The sequence below is a fragment of the Rummeliibacillus sp. NPDC094406 genome (genome assembly GCF_044763875.1).
Taxonomy (GTDB): Bacteria; Bacillota; Bacilli; order Bacillales_A; family Planococcaceae; genus Rummeliibacillus.
In genome coordinates, this window is record NZ_JBIWGZ010000002.1 from 341783 (window position 1) to 359306 (window position 17524).

A 17524-nucleotide genomic window follows, 5' to 3' on the forward strand; every position below is an offset into this window, starting at 1 on the left:
TTATTGTCCTCCCCATTGTGCTTGTACTGTGTGATACGCTTCTACTACATCATCCGCCTGGGTAATAGCTCGTCCTACAACGATATGTGTTGAGCCATTTTCTTTAGCAAATGCAGGTGTTGCCACACGTTTTTGATCATGTGATGCACCACCTGTTAAGCGAATCCCTGGTGTAACTTTTAAAAACTCTTTCCCACATACTTCTTCAATTGCTTTTGCTTCTAAAACCGAGCAAACAACGCCATCAAGTCCTGATTCTTTTGCAAGCTTGGCATAGTTAAGTACAGATTCTTCTAGTGTTGTTGCTATTTTTTGTTCGATTTGCATTTGCATTTCGGAAGTTGATGTAAGCTGTGTCACCGCGATTAATGCAGGACGTTTCTTGCCAGCCGGTGTCCCCTCTTGTAAACCTTCTAAAGCTGCTTTCATCATCGAACTTCCACCTGCAGCATGAACATTTACAACATCTACACCTAATTTTGCTAAACCTCTCATTGCTGATTTAACCGTATTCGGAATATCATGAAGTTTTAAATCTAGAAAAACTTCATGTCCTTGTTCTTTTATTTTTTTAATGATGGACGGACCCTCTTGTAAATAGAGTTCTAGGCCAACTTTCACAAATAATGGTTCATGAAATTGTGAGAGAAAGTTAAAGACATTCTCTTCTGATGGAAAATCTAATGCGATCATCGGCTTATTTGTCATTTATCGGTGGCTCCTTCCAATAATATCTGTTATTTTTTCACATGCTAATTCGTCTAATTTATGTGGTAGTTCATCAATGATATTTGGGCACACAAAAGGGTCTACAAAGTTTGCAGTACCAACAGCTACAGCACTTGCACCCGCAGATAAGAAATCAATAACATCCTCAGCATTTGTAATTCCACCCATACCAATTATCGGAATTTCCACTTGCTTGCTTACATCGTAAACCATACGAATGGCAACCGGTTTAACAGCTGGACCTGATAATCCTCCAGTTCCATTAGCGATAATTGGTTTTCCTGTGATAGGGTTTAGTCGCATTCCGATTAATGTATTAATCATTGTAAGACCATCCGCACCACCTGCTTCTACTGCCTTTGCAATATCTACAATATTTGTGACATTAGGTGATAGTTTTACATATACAGGAACACTTGATACAGCTTTCACAGCAGCTGTTAGTTCCCCAGCTGTTTTCGGATCTGTACCAAATTGGATACCACCACATTTCACATTTGGACAAGAGATATTTAATTCTAATGCTTTAACATTTGGTGCTGCTGAGATTTTTTCTGCGACAGCTACATAATCAGAAGTTTCTGTTCCAGCTACATTTGCAATAATCGGAACATCATATTGTTCAAGCCAAGGTAATTCATATTCCATCACATGTGCTAAACCTGGATTTTGTAATCCGATTGCATTTAACATTCCAGAAGAAGTTTCCGCTACACGAGGTGTTGGATTCCCTCTTCGTGTCTCCAAAGTTGTAGCTTTGATCATAATGGCACCTAGTTTAGATAAATCATAAAGGTTTGCATATTCTTGCCCAAAACCGAAGCAACCTGACGCAGGAATAATCGGATTTTTTAATGTTAAGCCGGGTAGTTCTACTTGTAAACGGTTCATAGTGCAACCACTCCTCTCGGGAAGACTGGGCCATCTGAACAGATCTTCAAATAATCCTGTGCAACCGCATCAGTTGTTTCGCATACACAAGCATAACAAGCACCCATACCACAGCCCATTCTTTCTTCAAAAGATAAGAATCCTTTTTTGTCTGGAAATGCTTGTTCCAACGCTTTTAACATCGGAATTGGACCACAACTATAGAAAACTTGAAAGTCTGGATTAAGCTGTGCTAATAAATCTGTTACGAACCCTTTTGAGCCGTAGCTACCATCAGCAGTGACAATATAGGTGTCACCTAGTTCAGTGAATTGTTTTTCATAAAAGACGTTATTGATTGATTGGAACCCTAACACATGTATTGTGCGAACACCTTTTGCATTAAGTTGTTTGGAAAGCTCGTATAATGGTGGTACACCAATACCCCCTCCGACAAGTAATGCTGTTTCACCATGCTCAGATTCTTCTACCGGGAAGCCATTCCCTAAAGGTCCAAGTACATCCACTTCATCTCCAGGCTGTTTTAAAGCAAGCATTTTGGTGCCACGGCCTCCAGCACGATAGAGCATCGTAAATTCCATATGTTCTGTATCAATTGAGCAAATACTTATTGGTCTTCTAAGCAACGGCTCATAACTATCTGAAACACGTAAGTGTACGAATTGCCCAGGTTGTTTCATTTCAAGGGCAAGCTGACCAATTAAGGTCAGCTCAAAAATATCGTCTGCAATTTGTTTATGACGAACAACTTTCATTCTTTCTTGTCGAATCATGCGTTCACCTCGAACTCTGCTTTTGGCATAGCAGTTGCTGTGAATGTCATAGATTCAATGACACGTAGAATTGCTTCTGCTGTATCTAGCGAAGTTAGACAAGCAACGCCATTTTCAACTGATTCACGACGAATTCTGAAACCATCACGCGCCGGTTGTTTACCTTTTGTAAGTGTATTAATTACTAATTGGGCATTACCATTTTGAATAACATCTAGCAATGTTGGACCATTAGAACCGATTTTATCCACGATTGTTGATTTGATCCCCGCTTGTGCTAAAGCTTCTGCAGTACCTGGTGTTGCCAATATTGAGTAGCCAATTTCAACAAAGCGTTTTGCAAGTGCGCTTGCTTCTTCTTTATCTTTATCTGCTACTGTCATTAATACTGCTCCGTGATCTTCAATCTTCATGCCTGCTGCTACAAAGCCTTTGTATAGCGCTTTTTCAAGTGTGCTATCTTTACCCATTACTTCACCTGTTGATTTCATTTCAGGTCCTAATGTTGTATCAACACGACGAAGTTTAGCAAAACTAAACACTGGAACTTTAACAAACACGCCATCCTTCTCTTGCGCTAATCCTGTTGGATAACCCTGCTCCGGAATTGATTGGCCAAGGATTGCTTTTGTTGCAACATTTGCCATTGGAATATTCGTAATTTTACTTAAGAAAGGTACTGTACGTGATGCACGTGGGTTCACTTCGATTACATAAACAACATCTTTTGAAATAACATATTGAATATTCATCAACCCTATAATTCCTAAACCTTTTGCAAGTCTTGTTGTGTAATCCACTAAAGTATCAATATGTTTTTGTGATAAGTTTTGCGGCGGATACACAGCTATTGAGTCACCAGAGTGAACCCCTGCACGTTCGATATGTTCCATAATCCCTGGGATCAAAACATTTTCACCATCGCAAATTGCATCGACTTCAATTTCTTTACCAGTTAAGTAACGGTCGATTAATACTGGGTGCTCAGGAGATGCTTCAACCGCATGTTCCATATAGTGTTTTAACTCATCTGTGTTATAGACAATTTCCATTGCACGCCCACCAAGTACGTATGAAGGACGAACAAGAACTGGGTAGCCGATTTCTTCTGCTATTGTGATAGCTTCTGGTGTATTGGTAGCTGTTTTACCCATTGGTTGAGGAATATCTATTTCGTGAAGTGCTTCCTCGAAACGATCACGTGATTCAGCACGGTCGATAGAATCCAGTGATGTACCTAAGATTTTCACACCACGAGCCTCTAATTTATCTGCAAGGTTGATTGCTGTTTGACCACCGAATTGAACAACAACGCCTTTTGGTTGTTCAAGGTCGATAATATGCATTACGTCTTCTATTGTTAATGGTTCAAAGTATAGTTTATCTGAGATTGAGAAATCTGTTGACACTGTTTCTGGATTTGAGTTGATAATGATTGCTTCGTATCCAGCTTCTTGAATTGCCCAAACTGAATGTACAGTTGCATAGTCAAATTCAACCCCTTGTCCGATACGGATTGGACCAGATCCAAGTACGATGACTGATTCACGATTTGAGCGAATTGATTCATTTTCATCTCCGTATGTGCCATAGAAGTATGGTGTTTCTGATTCGAATTCAGCTGCACATGTATCTACCATCTTGTAAACTGGGATGATACCGTACTCTTTTCGGAAGTCGTATACTTCTCCTTCTGTCATACCCCATAGTTTACCAATTGTTTCATCTGCAAAACCAATTTTTTTCGCATGACGTAATACTTCAATATCTCTAGGATTTTCTTTTAAAGTTGTTTCGTAATCGATGATGTTTTTAAACTTATCTAAGAAGAATAAATCGATTTTACTCCATTCATGGATTTGCTCGATTGTTACGCCTCTGCGAAGCGCTTCACCTAGGAAGAATAGACGTTCATCTCCTGCTTTTTTTACACGTTTTTCAATCCATGCATCCGATAGTTCTTCAGCATGTTTCATCTCAATATGTTTTTGTCCTATTTCTAATGAACGAACAGCTTTTAACATAGCTTCTTCAAAATTACGACCGATTGCCATAACTTCACCAGTTGCCTTCATTTGTGTACCTAAGTTACGTTTGGCAGTTTCAAATTTATCGAAAGGCCAACGTGGGATTTTCGCTACAACATAGTCAAGTGCTGGTTCAAAGCAAGCGTATGTTTTACCTGTTACAGGATTAATCATCTCGTCTAATGTTAAGCCAACTGCAATTTTGGCAGCTAGTTTGGCAATTGGATACCCTGTTGCTTTTGAAGCAAGCGCTGATGAACGAGACACACGAGGGTTTACTTCGATAATGTAGAAGTTGAAACTATCAGGATCTAGTGCTAGTTGTACGTTACAGCCACCCTCGATACCCAGGGCACGAATAATTTTTAAGGATACATTACGTAGCATGTGATATTCGCGGTCAGATAGTGTTTGAGAAGGCGCAACTACGATTGAATCACCTGTATGAATTCCTACTGGGTCAACATTTTCCATGTTACATACAACAATGGCATTATCTTTTGAGTCACGCATTACTTCGTATTCAATTTCTTTGTAACCAGCAATTGATTTTTCAAGTAAGCATTGTGTTACTGGGGAGTATTTCAAACCTGATTGTACAATTTCTTCAAGCTCTTGCTCGTTATTGCAAATACCGCCGCCTGTACCACCTAGCGTAAAGGCTGGGCGAACAATTACTGGAAAGCCAATTGTCTTTACGAAAGCTTCAGCTTCTTCTAAGTTATGAATGATTTCTGATTCTGGCGTTGGCACATCTAATTCATACATTAGGTTACGGAATAGATCGCGATCCTCAGCTTGATTAATCGCATCTAATTTTGTACCAAGAATTTCAATGTCTAGTTCATCTAGAATACCTGAGTTATGAAGCTCTATTGCCATATTTAAACCTGTTTGACCACCAAGTGTAGGTAAGATGGCATCTGGTCGTTCTTTTCGTAAAATACGTGAGACAAATTCAAGTGAGATCGGCTCGATGTAAACCTTATCTGCAATTTCAGTATCTGTCATGATTGTTGCGGGATTTGAGTTAATCAGAATAACTCGGTATCCTTCCTCTTTAAGAGATAGGCAGGCTTGAGTACCTGCATAGTCGAATTCTGCTGCTTGACCAATAACGATTGGGCCGGAACCGATTACTAAAATGGATTTGATATCGTGACGTTTAGGCATGTTGTTCTTGCTCCTCTCTAGTATTGTTATTCATTAACTCGATAAATTCGTCGAATAAGTGATTAGGATCTTCAGGTCCAGGTGAAGCTTCAGGATGATACTGCACAGTGAATACTGGGTATTTTTTATGACGTAAGCCTTCGCAAGTACCATCATTTAATGCAACATGAGTAACTTCTAAATCTGTTCCATCAAGTGAATCACTATCAATTGCATAACCATGATTTTGAGAAGTTAATTCTGTACGACCTGTGCGTAGATCTTTTACCGGGTGGTTTGCTCCGCGGTGACCAAATTTCAATTTGAATGATTTTGCTCCGCTTGCAAGTCCGAATAATTGATGTCCTAAGCAAATACCGAACATTGGCACTTTTCCTATTAGTTCTTTTACAGTTTCGATAGCCTCAGGTACATCTTGTGGGTTACCTGGACCATTAGATAACATGATGCCATCTGGGTGATAAGCTAAAATATCTTTTGCTGTTGTGTTATATGGTACAACAATGACATCACAGTCGCGCTTGTTTAACTCACGAAGAATACCATGTTTCATACCGAAGTCCATTAATACGACACGTTTTCCACGTCCTGGAGATGGGTAAGCACTTTTGGTCGAAACTTGAGCAACTTGGTCTGTCGGAAATGTAGTATTACGTAGACGATTCATTACTTCTTCAACATTTACTTCTACGCCTGCTTCTGAAAGATACCCTTTTACAGCACCTTCCTTACGAATTAAGCGAGTTAGTTTTCGTGTATCAATTCCTTCAATACCAGGAATATCTTTCAACTTGAAGTAATCATCTAATGTTCCTTCGTTACGGAAGTTTGATGGTGCTTTAGCTAATTCATGAACTACGAAACCTTTGATTGATGGTGAGATTGTTTCAAAGTCATCACGGTTAATACCGTAATTCCCTATTAATGGATATGTCATTGTAACAATTTGACCACAGAATGAGGGGTCTGAAAGTGTTTCTTGATAACCCGTCATCCCTGTTGTGAATACCACTTCACCATCTGATCCTTTGTCACTACCAAAAGCTTGTCCTTCAAATACTTCGCCTGTTTCTAAAATGAGTTTTCTTGTTGTCATTGTGCATCCTCCCATACAATATTGCCATTGTAGATTGTTAGTGCTGGCCAGCCAGTCGCTTTCCATCCGTTAAATGGTGTATTTTTTCCTTTTGATACAAATCCTTCAGCATCTACAACTTTTTCATTTTCTATGTCAATTAGCACTAGATCAGCTGCTGCTCCAACTTCTAATGTGCCATAAGGTAAATTGAAGAGTTTGGAAGGTTTAACTGTCATCCAATCAATTAGTTGTCGTAATGTCCATTTTCCTGTTTTCACAAATTGTGTATACAGTAATGGAAATGCTGTTTCAAATCCGACAATACCAAATGGTGCTCCAACCATACCGCAGCATTTTTCTTCTTTGGTATGTGGTGCGTGATCTGTTGCGATACAGTCGATTGTTCCATCTAGTAAGCCTTCATGAAGCGCTTTCCAGTCATCGTTTGCACGTAAAGGTGGATTCATCTTCCAATTGGCATCATCACTTGGAATGTCCATCTCCTCAAGTATTAAGTGGTGTGGGCAAACCTCAGCTGTCACATTAATGCCAGCCGCTTTAGCATCTCGTACAACGCGAACAGATTCTTTTGTTGATACGTGGCACACATGATAGTGAGCTCCAGCTGCTTCTGCTAAAAGCACATCACGTGCAATTTGAACAGATTCACAGATCGAAGGGATCCCTGGAAGCCCTAATTCTTTATTGCGTTTTCCATCGTGCATTACCCCATCATAGATGAGTGAGTTATCTTCACAATGGGCTACAACCGCCATGTTAATAGCAGCTGCATCCTTCATTTGTTCAAACATTGTTGAAGCTTCTTGAACGCCTACTCCATCATCTGAGAAGGCAACTGCCCCATGCTCTTTTAATGCTTTTAAATCTGTGCGAGCATCACCTGATTGCGCAACTGTTAATGAGCCATATGGCAACACGCGAATAACTGCACTTTTTTCGATTAAGCCATTAATCATATCTAGATTTTCAACTGAGTCTGGTACTGGTTTTGTGTTTGGCATTGCACAAATAGTTGTGAAACCGCCTTTTGCCGCTGATGCGGATCCTGTTGCGATTGTTTCTTTATGTTCAAACCCTGGTTCGCGTAAATGAACATGAACATCGACAAAACCTGGTGAAGCGACGTAGCCCTTACCATCGATTACTTCGTCCGCTTGCTTACCTAGGTTTTCACCGATTGCAGCAATCTTGCCGTCCTCGATGAAAATTTCTCCTACTGTCAGTTCCCCCTCTGTGGTCACTAACTGTACATTTTGAATAAGTTTTGTCATCGTTAATTTCTCTCCTTTAAGATGGTTTCAACAATAGCCATTCGTACAAATACACCGTTATGTACTTGCTTGAAGATTCGTGAACGGTCACATTCGACTAAAGATGAATCAATTTCAACTCCTCGATTCACTGGTGCTGGATGCATGATGATAGCACCGTCCTTCATTTGTTGTTCACGTTCTACCGTAAGACCGTAATGCTTGTGATAGCCTTCTGTTGTGAATCCTTCATAAGCTGCATCGCGTTCATGTTGAACACGGAGTAGCATAATGACATCACTTGTTTCGATGAGGTCATCCCACTCATGATGAGCCTCCGTATATTTCCCTTGCCACTCAGGAGGGCAAACAATATTCACATTTGCACCAAATCGACGGAGTGCTGAAATATTTGATTTTGCTACTCGGCTATGAGATACATCTCCAGCGATTGTAACATTTAACCCTTCAAATTTGCCGAACTCTTTGAATATTGTGTATAAATCCAGCATAGATTGAGAAGGATGTTGTCCAGCTCCATCTCCTGCATTGATCACTGCTACGTTAATGCCCTCTAATAATTCTTCATAATAGGCATCTTTTTTATGACGAATAACTACTGCATCCATGCCAATTGATTCTAACGTTTTTACTGTATCGTACAAGGTTTCGCCCTTAAGTGTACTAGAGAATCCTGCTTCGAATGGAATCACTGTTGCCCCTATTCGGCGTTCAGCTGTTTCAAAGCTAGTTTTTGTTCTCGTACTTGGCTCGAAGAATAGGTTTGCTACTAAGTAGTCTCGTTCTAGTTGTGGTTTTGCACCTGCTTCAAACTCGGCAGCGCGTTTTAAAATTGCTTCGATCTCTTCGTTAGATACATTTTCCATTGTCAGTAGATTTTTCATCATGTGCCTCCTAGTATTGTTGAAATAAAAAGCCTCCCTGGTAATTCAAGGAGGCGGAGGAAGGATATGACATGATAGACTTGTACTTTTCTCCCAAGTTTATCGTATCGAATCACCCTTCTGTGCCTCTCTGGGCAACCTTTAAAAGGTAAATTATATGTTTTTTAATTGTGCTGTTGTTCATTAAGTTCTTCTTTTTGAAGTTCAAGATCTGGTTGAGCTTTGCCTGGCAAGATAAGGTTTAATACTACTCCGACAATTGCCGCTAAAGCCATACCTTGAATTGAGAATGTTTCAGTGAAGATGATCTTCGCACCACCGATTCCTAGGATCAGGATGACAGAGGCAATAACTAAGTTTCGTTTATCATCGAAATCAATCTTATTTTCTACTAACATTCGCAGACCACTTGAAGCGATAATACCGAATAGTAGGATCGAAACCCCACCAAGTACTGGTGTTGGAATCGTACTAACAAGTGCCATTAACTTACCTGAGAAAGCTAAGATGATTGCACATACTGCTGCTCCACCGATCACCCAAACACTGAATACACGAGTTAGAACAAGTACTCCGATGTTTTCGCCATAAGTAGTTTTTGGTGGACCACCGATTAATGAGCTGATTAATGTACCAACACCATCACCTAGTAATGATCGATTTAAACCAGGGTCTTTAATAAAGTTACGTTTTACTACTTTACCTAATACTAATTGGTGACCAATGTGTTCTGAGATCGTTACGATAACGATAGGAACCATTGCTAGAAGTAGTGTTGATGTAATCTTAAAATCATAGTCTATTCCAGGGATTAAGAAATCCGGTGTTTGGAACCAATTCGCCTCAATGACTTTATTGAAATCGATTAAATGTGTTCCAAAAAACGCATCTGAAATAAGAGATGCAACGTAACCCACAATCATTCCGATTAAAATTGGCATTGTACTTATAACGCCTTTAAAGTAATTGTTACAAATGATTGCAGCAATTAAAGTAACTAATGCTACTGTAAAATACGGTAAACTGTATACCGCATCAGGTGTGTTGGCATTTTGATACATAGCCATGTTAACAGCTGTAACAGCCAAGCCCAATCCGATTACAATAATAACGGGTGCTACTACAATTGGTGGTAATATTTTCATTATCCATTTATATCCTGTTTTCCATATGAACAGCGATACAAGCCCGTATACTAAACCAACAGCCATTGCCCCGATCATGGCACTACCAGGTCCACCTGCCGCAGATGCTACTTGAATTGGTATAATAAATGCAAACGACGAACCTAAATAAGCTGGTACTTTAAACTTTGTTACTAATAAGAAAACTAATGTGGCAAGACCACTTGTCAACAGCGCAACAGCTGGTGATAAATTTGTTAATGTAGGTACTAGTATTGTTGAACCGAACATTGCAAACATGTGTTGTAAACTTAATGTAATCAACTGGCCAGCGCTCGGCTTGTCATTGATATCTAAAACAGCTTTTGACATATCTAAATTTCCTCCGTATTTTACACTCTTATACCTATTCGTATATTGCTACTAAATCTTGTTCATCAACTTCTACCATGTTTACTACGATGCGTTCGTGGCTAGCAGTTGGAATGTTTTTTCCAACGAAGTCGGCTCGTATTGGTAGTTCACGATGACCGCGGTCTACTAATACAGCAAGTTGAATTTGAGAAGGTCTGCCGATATCCATTACGGCATCCATTGCTGCTCGTACCGTTCTACCTGTATAAAGGACATCATCAACTAAAATCACTTTTTGATTCGTCATATCGTACGTAATATCTACTTGTTGCACGAGTGCTTCTCCATTTGTAGTTTTAACCGATAAATCATCTCGATAGAGAGAAATATCTAATTCTCCTGATCGAATTTCCTTTTTCTCAATTATATTAATTTTTTGCGCTAAGCGTTTTGCAAGAAATGCACCTCTCGTTTTAATACCTACAAGGATACATTCATCGATGCCTTCATTGCGTTCGATAATTTCATGTGCAATACGTGTTAACGCTCTGTTCATCGCTGCTTGGTCTAAAAGTTCGGCCTTTTTTGTCACAAGTTTTGCCTCCTTTCTTAACTGTTCTAGCTAAGACTGCTGATCGAGCTACGTTTCATTTTCAAATCAAAAAACCTCTTGAGCTAAGAGCCCAAGAGGATATAGGTATACTTATAGATATGTCAAATAAACTGTATAAGCGCACAGTAATCTCACATTCTTCGCATCCCTTTTCAGCCTCTCTGGACTGTCTTTAAAAGGTGAATATTAGATTTTCACTAAAATCATTATAGACTTCTATGACTTAAAGTGTCAATAGTTCTTTTTCAAATCTTCTAGTAGTTGTTGATAATCATCAGGTAAAGGGGCTTCAAATTCTAAATACTCGTTTGTTGTTGGATGTACAAATCCTAAAATCCCCGCATGTAATACTTGACCACTAAAATCGATTGTTTTCTTTGGTCCATACTTTGGATCACCCACTAAAGGATAACCAATATAATTCATATGCACACGAATTTGATGTGTACGGCCAGTTTCAAGGCGACATTCGACTAAGGTATAATCCACACCAAATCGACCAATCACTTGGAAATGTGTTACCGCATGTTTTCCATTATCGACTACACCCATTTTTTGGCGATCTTTTGTATCACGACCAATTGGCGCATCAATGGTACCCTTATCATGTGGAATATGGCCATGAACTAATGCTGTATAACGACGAGTCACAGTTTTATCTACTAATTGTTGAACAAGTGATTCATGCGCCTTATCATTTTTGGCTACCATTAATAGACCGGATGTGTCTTTGTCAATACGATGTACAATACCTGGGCGCATAATGCCATTAATTCCTGATAGATCTTTACAATGATACATTAGGCCATTTACTAAAGTGCCTGTTGTATGACCTGGTGCAGGATGCACCACCATACCTTTTGGTTTGTTGACAACAAGAACATCAGAATCTTCATAGACAATATCAAGATTCAAATCTTCTGCAATAATTTCAAGAGGTTCTGGCTCAGGAGGTGTAACAGTAATCACATCGCCTTCTTTTACTTTATATTTTTGTTTTATTGCTTGTCCGTTCACGACAACAAAACCATCCTGTACAAATCCTTGAATTTGTGTTCGTGACCAGTCTTGTTGCATTGAGGCAAGGGCTTTATCGATACGTTCGCCTTTAACCTCTGCTGTTACAGTAAATGTGGCTGACATTACTTCACCTTTTTCTTTTCTATTTTATCTTCAAATAGCATATAAATAATTAGCATTATTACTCCAAATGTTAACGATGCATCAGCAATATTGAATATTGGGAAGTCATAGTTAATAACTGGAATAATTACATGTACAAAATCGACTACTTCACCACGGAATACTCGGTCGATAAAGTTACCAATAGCACCGCCTAATAATAGCATTAGACTGACTTGGAACAATGGTTTACCTTTTCCTTCTTTATGAAAGTAATAAATAATCCCTACGATTACTACAAGTGTAACAATTGCAAATAACCAAAATTGACCTTGTAACATCCCCCATGCTGCACCACGATTTCGATGTGAATATAAGCCAAAATAAGGATCAATCAATGTGATACTTTCACCATAATTCATATTTTTGACGATGCTCCATTTTGACAGTTGATCAAGTATGATCACGAAAATAGCTATTCCATAATATTTATACACAGCAAATCCTCCGTTTACTCCCGAATCTAACTTATTTTATCATATAATGACCTGAATCGAAAAATAGACTAATTAAATGCTTAATAGAATATTTCTATCCAGCTACGGATAACAGCCTATTGGGTGTTCACATTAATTGTGCCCAAATGGATAGTGTTGATTTTTTTACAGCACCTAATTAAAAAGAGTCGTCCACTTGTAATGGACGACTCTGCTTTCAATATAATGAAATATTGTTGTCTATATTTTCGAGAGCATTTAATTATTCTACATCTGCGTAATATTTTTCAATTACAGTTGCACAGTGTTCACATAGTGTTGGGTGGTTATGGTTGTGTCCTACTGTTTTTGAAATTGTCCAGCATCGTTCACATTTTTCGCCTTCTGCTTTTTCAACAGTTATAGCGACTTTATCAGTCTTCACTGCATTTTCTGGAGCATCAGCTAATTGGCCACCTAAAGCAAATTCTGAAACGATGTTAAGTTGTGCAAAATTAATATTTGAATCGTTTAGAAGTGCCACTGCTTCTCCATCACCATAAACAGTTACTTTTGCTTCTAATGATTTACCAATTGTTTTTGCATTACGAGCTTCCTCTAAAGCTTTCAATACAATATCTCGAACGTTCATAATTTTTGTCCATTTTTCTGTTAATGCTGTAAAGTTTTCTTTTTGAACAGCCTCTGGCATATCAGTTAGTTGAACACTTTCAACGTCTTTATATTGTAAATATGACCACATTTCATCTGTAGTGTGAGGGATGATCGGTGTCATAATTTTCAATAATGCATGTAATGTGTCATACATGACAGATTGCATTGCACGACGAGCATTCGCATCTACACCTTCGATATAAACAACATCTTTTGCAATATCTAAGTAGAATGAGCTTAGTTCAGTTGCTACAAAATTATTTACAGCTTTATAAACAGTTGCAAATTCATAGTTATCATAAGCTTCACGTGCAGTTTTAATAAGGTTTTGAAGTTCCATGTACATATATTGGTCTACTTCACGAAGATCTTCATATGCTACATAGTCGTTTTCTGGATTAAAGTCGTGTAAGTTACCATGTAAGAATTTAAGTGTGTTACGGATTTTACGGTATACTTCAGAAACTTGTTTTAACATATCCATAGAAATACGAACGTCAGCTGTATAGTCAACGGATGCTACCCATAAGCGCAGGATATCTGCACCGTATTGGTTCATGACTTTACTTGGTGCAATGATATTACCTAGTGATTTACTCATTTTACGGCCATCGCCATCTAATACGAAACCGTGAGATAGTAAACCTTTGTATGGAGCATGACCATTCATCGCAACAGAAGTGATTAATGATGAGTTGAACCATCCACGATATTGGTCAGAACCTTCTAAGTATAAATCTGCTGGGTAACGTAGTTCTGGGCGTTCTTCTAATACACCTTGATGTGATGAACCTGAATCAAACCAAACGTCCATAATGTCATTTTCTTTTGTAAATTCACCATTTGGAGAACCTGGGTGTGTAAATCCTTCAGGAAGTAATTCTTTTGCTGTTTTTTGGAACCAAATATTAGAACCATGTTCACGGAATAGTGCTTGAACGTGTGCAATTGTTTCTTCCGTAATAATTTCTTCACCGTTTTCAGCGAAGAATACTGGAATCGGAACACCCCATGCTCGTTGACGAGAAATGCACCAGTCGCCACGATCACGAATCATATTATAAAGACGAGTTTCACCCCATACTGGTGTGAAGTTTGTGTCGCGAATTGCTTGTAGTAATTCTGGACGGAATTTATTAATAGATGCAAACCATTGTGGTGTTGCACGGAAAATGACAGGTTTTTTTGTACGCCAGTCATGTGGGTATGAATGCGTAAAGAATGATAGGTTTAATAATGCACCAACTTCTTCAAGTTTTTCACAGATTGGTTTGTTTGCTTTGTCATAGAACATACCAGCAAATTCGCCAGCAGCTTCAGTTAAGCAACCTTTATGATCTACTACTGAAAGAATTTCTAAGCCATAGCGTTTACCAGCTTGATAGTCATCTTCCCCGTGACCAGGTGCTGTATGAACACAACCAGTACCAGCTTCAAGTGTTACGTGGTCTCCTAGCATAACTAACGATTCACGTTCGAATAATGGATGTTGTGCTGTAACATTCTCTAGATCAGAACCAGCGATTTCACGGTCGATTTCAGGATTTTCCCACCCAATTTTTTCTGCAACTTTTTCTAGTAAACCTTTTGCTATAATGTATTTTGCACCATTTGCTTTCACAACTGCATATGTGAATTCAGGGTTTACAGAAATACCAAGGTTTGCTGGCATAGTCCAAGGTGTAGTCGTCCAGATGATGAATTTTTCATCATTATTAACGACACCTTTACCATCTTTTACGTCAAATGCTACGTAAATTGAAGGTGATTTGATATCTTGATATTCAATTTCCGCTTCAGCAAGTGCTGATTCACTTGATGGAGACCAGTAAACTGGTTTTAACCCTTTATAGATATAACCTTTTTTAGCCATTGCACCGAATACACCGATTTGACGAGCTTCGAATTCAGGTTTTAATGTGATGTATGGGTTTTTCCAGTCACCTCGGATACCGATACGCATAAATTGTTCGCGTTGACGACTTACCTGTTCATAAGCATAGTCTTTACATAATTCACGGAATTCAGCGATAGACATTTTTTTACGATCATGACCTTTGTTTGTCAAAGCTTGCTCGATTGGAAGACCATGTGTATCCCAACCAGGAACATAAGGAACAAAGTAGCCAGACATTGAACGATGACGATTAATCATGTCTTTTAATACTTTATTTAATGCATGCCCCATGTGAAGATCACCATTTGCATATGGAGGGCCATCATGAAGGATGAAAGCTGGACGGTCTTTTGTGCGTTCAAGTACTTTCGCATTGACGTCCATTTCTTCCCATTTTTCTTGCATTTTCGGTTCGTTGTTTGGAAGATTTCCACGCATAGGGAAATCTGTTTTTGGCATCAATAGGGTATTTTTGTATTCCATATTGAATAAATTCCTCCTTTAAAATTTGGTCCTATATCAAATGTTGGGATGGGGCTTCGAAATGTCTAATGAACCCATTCCAGTTCCTGCCCCTCCACTCTTCTACTACATTTCACTTAATTGTGTGAACACCCTAAACAAAATGTATAGAACCTATAGTTTTTCGATATTCAGCTTCAGTCGCTACAAGAGTATCCTTAGCTTTAAAAAATAAAAAACTCCTCATCCCAAAAAGGGACGAGGAGGAGTTATCTCGCGGTACCACCCTAGTTGCGCCGTTATAAATGACGCCTCTTAAGACACCGTAACGTGGTGTATACGAGATTGCTTACTTGATTCAGCAATCTAGTTCAGGAGTGATTTTCTTTTATAAGTGTTTCGTTTGAGCTTCCACTATCCTCAAATCGCTAGGCAGCACTTACAAGATACTGTCTCCATCATTACTTTTTATATAGATATATGATGACATTATAGAAAATCGAAGCCATAGAGTCAAGTATCTGAATTAATCTTGTGGTAAATCTAAACGTTCTAATTCTGTTGTATCGACTTCATATTCCATTAAATGATCCCAGTCATCCGATTCGATTAAATCTAGTTGAGCTTCTACAATCATTTTGAAGCGATTTCTGAATACTTTTGATTGTTTTTTCAATTCTTCAATTTCCAAAGCTATGCGGCGTGCTTTAGAAAGGGCTTCATTGACAATACGATCCGCATTTTTTTCTGCTTCTTTGACAATCAATTTCGCTTCTTTTTGGGAGTTACGACGAACTTCTTCTGCTGCTTCTTGAGCAATAACAATCGATTTTTGTAATGTTTCTTCGATTGAATTATAGTGGCCAATTTGCTCTTTGCTTGAAAGAAGTTTATCTTCTAATTCCTTTTTTTCTTTTATTACTAGTTCATAGTCTTTGATAACTTGTTCTAGAAATTCATTTACTTCATCTTCGTTGTAACCTCTAAAACCACGACTAAATTCTTTATTATGTATGTCAAGTGGCGATAATGGCATATTTTTGCACCTCTCCTTAACAGCATTTATTCATTATTATACCTTTGTCTATTAGTAAGTTCATCTAGAATTACAAAATTTTTATTAAAAATTATGATTTCCGTTCTATTCGACCAATTTTAATGCGAATTTTCTCTTTTTTTGTTCTTCCTTCAATCGTTTTTATGACTAAGCGACCATATCCTCGAATGGATAACAAATCCGATTCATGTAATTCAAAAGCCACTTGTTCACGAACTGCAAAATTTACTTTTACTTTACCCGCGTTAATAAGCATAGCAGCCTTTTGTCTGGAAATTGGATAGACTGACGCTAATACGGTATCTAATCTCATTGAACTCGTTGTGAGCATCTGATCTATCCAATGCGATTCAACGGGCAATAATGAGGTCCCTGATTGCAATTCTTTTACATGTATTTTCGCTTTACCAACGCTAACAAGATTCACTCGAATATAATCGAGTATTTCTGTAGCTACAGCAAACTGAATTGATGACTCGTCTACTCTGATATCCCCAAATTTTGAACGATCTATGCCAATTGAAAGTAAAGCACCTAGAACATCTGGGTGCTTCAACTGGATAAATTTAGAAGGGAATTGAAGTTCGCAGATTGCAATATTAAAATCGTCATCAGATGGTTGGAAATAATCTGGATAAATAAGCAATCGCTTTCGTTCAGACTCGCCGAATCGTCCATTTGCATCTACTAACACACTACCATTTTTTCCAATAATAGATGTTACGATTAATTGCTGACGGGGATCTAAGAAATCTGTCAATTTGGGTGAATAACGATCCTCAACTTCGTTTTTCCAGCCCATAGCTTGTTCAATAAAAGTTTTTTCTTCTGGTCTAAAATGTTGAAAAATTTCCTCCACCATCTATCACCCTCCTATCAAAATTCATGCGGTAGCTT

14 protein-coding genes and 1 other annotated feature are annotated in these 17524 nt (G+C 38.5%); all 14 genes read right to left on the bottom strand.

The annotated features are described in order from the left end of the window. Positions 1 to 708 carry an orotidine-5'-phosphate decarboxylase gene (gene pyrF / locus ACIQ4I_RS06520; RefSeq protein ID WP_403094206.1) on the bottom strand — a complete coding sequence of 236 codons (708 nt, stop codon included), beginning with the start codon at positions 706 to 708 and terminating at the stop codon, positions 1 to 3. Continuing rightward, positions 709 to 1620 carry a dihydroorotate dehydrogenase gene (locus tag ACIQ4I_RS06525; RefSeq protein ID WP_403094209.1) on the bottom strand — a complete coding sequence of 304 codons (912 nt, stop codon included), beginning with the start codon at positions 1618 to 1620 and terminating at the stop codon, positions 709 to 711. It lies immediately after the preceding gene. Then, complete coding sequence (locus ACIQ4I_RS06530; RefSeq protein ID WP_403094212.1) at positions 1617 to 2393, bottom strand: dihydroorotate dehydrogenase electron transfer subunit; 777 nt, start codon at positions 2391 to 2393, stop codon at positions 1617 to 1619. The genes ACIQ4I_RS06525 and ACIQ4I_RS06530 overlap by 4 nt, the downstream gene beginning before the upstream one ends. Then, entirely contained in the window at positions 2390 to 5593 is a 3204-nt protein-coding gene (gene carB, locus ACIQ4I_RS06535) for a carbamoyl-phosphate synthase large subunit (RefSeq protein ID WP_403094215.1), read from the bottom strand. Before carB ends, ACIQ4I_RS06530 begins: the two co-directional genes overlap by 4 nt. Beyond that, positions 5586 to 6689, bottom strand: a complete 1104-nt coding sequence (locus tag ACIQ4I_RS06540) for a carbamoyl phosphate synthase small subunit (protein WP_403094217.1) — start codon at positions 6687 to 6689, stop codon at positions 5586 to 5588. Before ACIQ4I_RS06540 ends, carB begins: the two co-directional genes overlap by 8 nt. After that, entirely contained in the window at positions 6686 to 7963 is a 1278-nt protein-coding gene (locus ACIQ4I_RS06545) for a dihydroorotase (protein WP_403094220.1), read from the bottom strand. The genes ACIQ4I_RS06540 and ACIQ4I_RS06545 overlap by 4 nt, the downstream gene beginning before the upstream one ends. 2 nt (positions 7964 to 7965) lie before the next feature. Next, complete coding sequence (locus tag ACIQ4I_RS06550) at positions 7966 to 8847, bottom strand: aspartate carbamoyltransferase catalytic subunit (RefSeq protein ID WP_403094222.1); 882 nt, start codon at positions 8845 to 8847, stop codon at positions 7966 to 7968. Between the two features lie 164 nt (positions 8848 to 9011). Further along, positions 9012 to 10343 (bottom strand): uracil-xanthine permease family protein, encoded by a 1332-nt coding sequence (locus ACIQ4I_RS06555; RefSeq protein WP_403094225.1) that lies wholly within the window; start codon positions 10341 to 10343, stop codon positions 9012 to 9014. Positions 10344 to 10377: 34 nt separating this feature from the next. Next, entirely contained in the window at positions 10378 to 10917 is a 540-nt protein-coding gene (gene pyrR / locus ACIQ4I_RS06560; RefSeq protein ID WP_403094227.1) for a bifunctional pyr operon transcriptional regulator/uracil phosphoribosyltransferase PyrR, read from the bottom strand. Between the two features lie 252 nt (positions 10918 to 11169). Then, on the bottom strand, positions 11170 to 12081 hold the full coding sequence (locus ACIQ4I_RS06565) for an RluA family pseudouridine synthase (RefSeq protein WP_403094230.1): 912 nt from the start codon (positions 12079 to 12081) through the stop codon (positions 11170 to 11172). Further along, positions 12081 to 12557 carry a signal peptidase II gene (gene lspA, locus ACIQ4I_RS06570; protein WP_403094232.1) on the bottom strand — a complete coding sequence of 159 codons (477 nt, stop codon included), beginning with the start codon at positions 12555 to 12557 and terminating at the stop codon, positions 12081 to 12083. The genes ACIQ4I_RS06565 and lspA overlap by 1 nt, the downstream gene beginning before the upstream one ends. A gap of 262 nt (positions 12558 to 12819) precedes the next feature. Continuing rightward, on the bottom strand, positions 12820 to 15591 hold the full coding sequence (ileS, locus tag ACIQ4I_RS06575; RefSeq protein WP_403094235.1) for an isoleucine--tRNA ligase: 2772 nt from the start codon (positions 15589 to 15591) through the stop codon (positions 12820 to 12822). A 230-nt stretch (positions 15592 to 15821) separates the two neighbouring features. Continuing rightward, positions 15822 to 16041, bottom strand: a binding site (T-box leader). 55 nt (positions 16042 to 16096) lie between these two features. Continuing rightward, positions 16097 to 16606, bottom strand: coding sequence for a DivIVA domain-containing protein (locus ACIQ4I_RS06580; protein ID WP_397537440.1), 510 nt, complete (start codon positions 16604 to 16606; stop codon positions 16097 to 16099). A 91-nt stretch (positions 16607 to 16697) separates the two neighbouring features. Then, entirely contained in the window at positions 16698 to 17486 is a 789-nt protein-coding gene (locus tag ACIQ4I_RS06585) for a YlmH family RNA-binding protein (RefSeq protein ID WP_403095099.1), read from the bottom strand. Positions 17487 to 17524: the final 38 nt, after the last annotated feature.

What these genes read in the sequence shown, in the direction of transcription:
- ACIQ4I_RS06545 (WP_403094220.1), bottom strand. Translation starts at nt 7,963, where the DNA reads ATGACAAAACTTATTCAAAATGTACAGTTAGTGACCACAGAGGGGGAA.
- ACIQ4I_RS06550 (WP_403094222.1), bottom strand. Translation starts at nt 8,847, where the DNA reads ATGAAAAATCTACTGACAATGGAAAATGTATCTAACGAAGAGATCGAA.
- ACIQ4I_RS06555 (WP_403094225.1), bottom strand. Translation starts at nt 10,343, where the DNA reads ATGTCAAAAGCTGTTTTAGATATCAATGACAAGCCGAGCGCTGGCCAG.
- ileS (WP_403094235.1), bottom strand. Translation starts at nt 15,591, where the DNA reads ATGGAATACAAAAATACCCTATTGATGCCAAAAACAGATTTCCCTATG.
- ACIQ4I_RS06565 (WP_403094230.1), bottom strand. Translation starts at nt 12,081, where the DNA reads ATGTCAGCCACATTTACTGTAACAGCAGAGGTTAAAGGCGAACGTATC.
- pyrF (WP_403094206.1), bottom strand. Translation starts at nt 708, where the DNA reads ATGACAAATAAGCCGATGATCGCATTAGATTTTCCATCAGAAGAGAAT.
- ACIQ4I_RS06540 (WP_403094217.1), bottom strand. Translation starts at nt 6,689, where the DNA reads ATGACAACAAGAAAACTCATTTTAGAAACAGGCGAAGTATTTGAAGGA.
- carB (WP_403094215.1), bottom strand. Translation starts at nt 5,593, where the DNA reads ATGCCTAAACGTCACGATATCAAATCCATTTTAGTAATCGGTTCCGGC.
- ACIQ4I_RS06530 (WP_403094212.1), bottom strand. Translation starts at nt 2,393, where the DNA reads ATGATTCGACAAGAAAGAATGAAAGTTGTTCGTCATAAACAAATTGCA.
- ACIQ4I_RS06580 (WP_397537440.1), bottom strand. Translation starts at nt 16,606, where the DNA reads ATGCCATTATCGCCACTTGACATACATAATAAAGAATTTAGTCGTGGT.
- ACIQ4I_RS06525 (WP_403094209.1), bottom strand. Translation starts at nt 1,620, where the DNA reads ATGAACCGTTTACAAGTAGAACTACCCGGCTTAACATTAAAAAATCCG.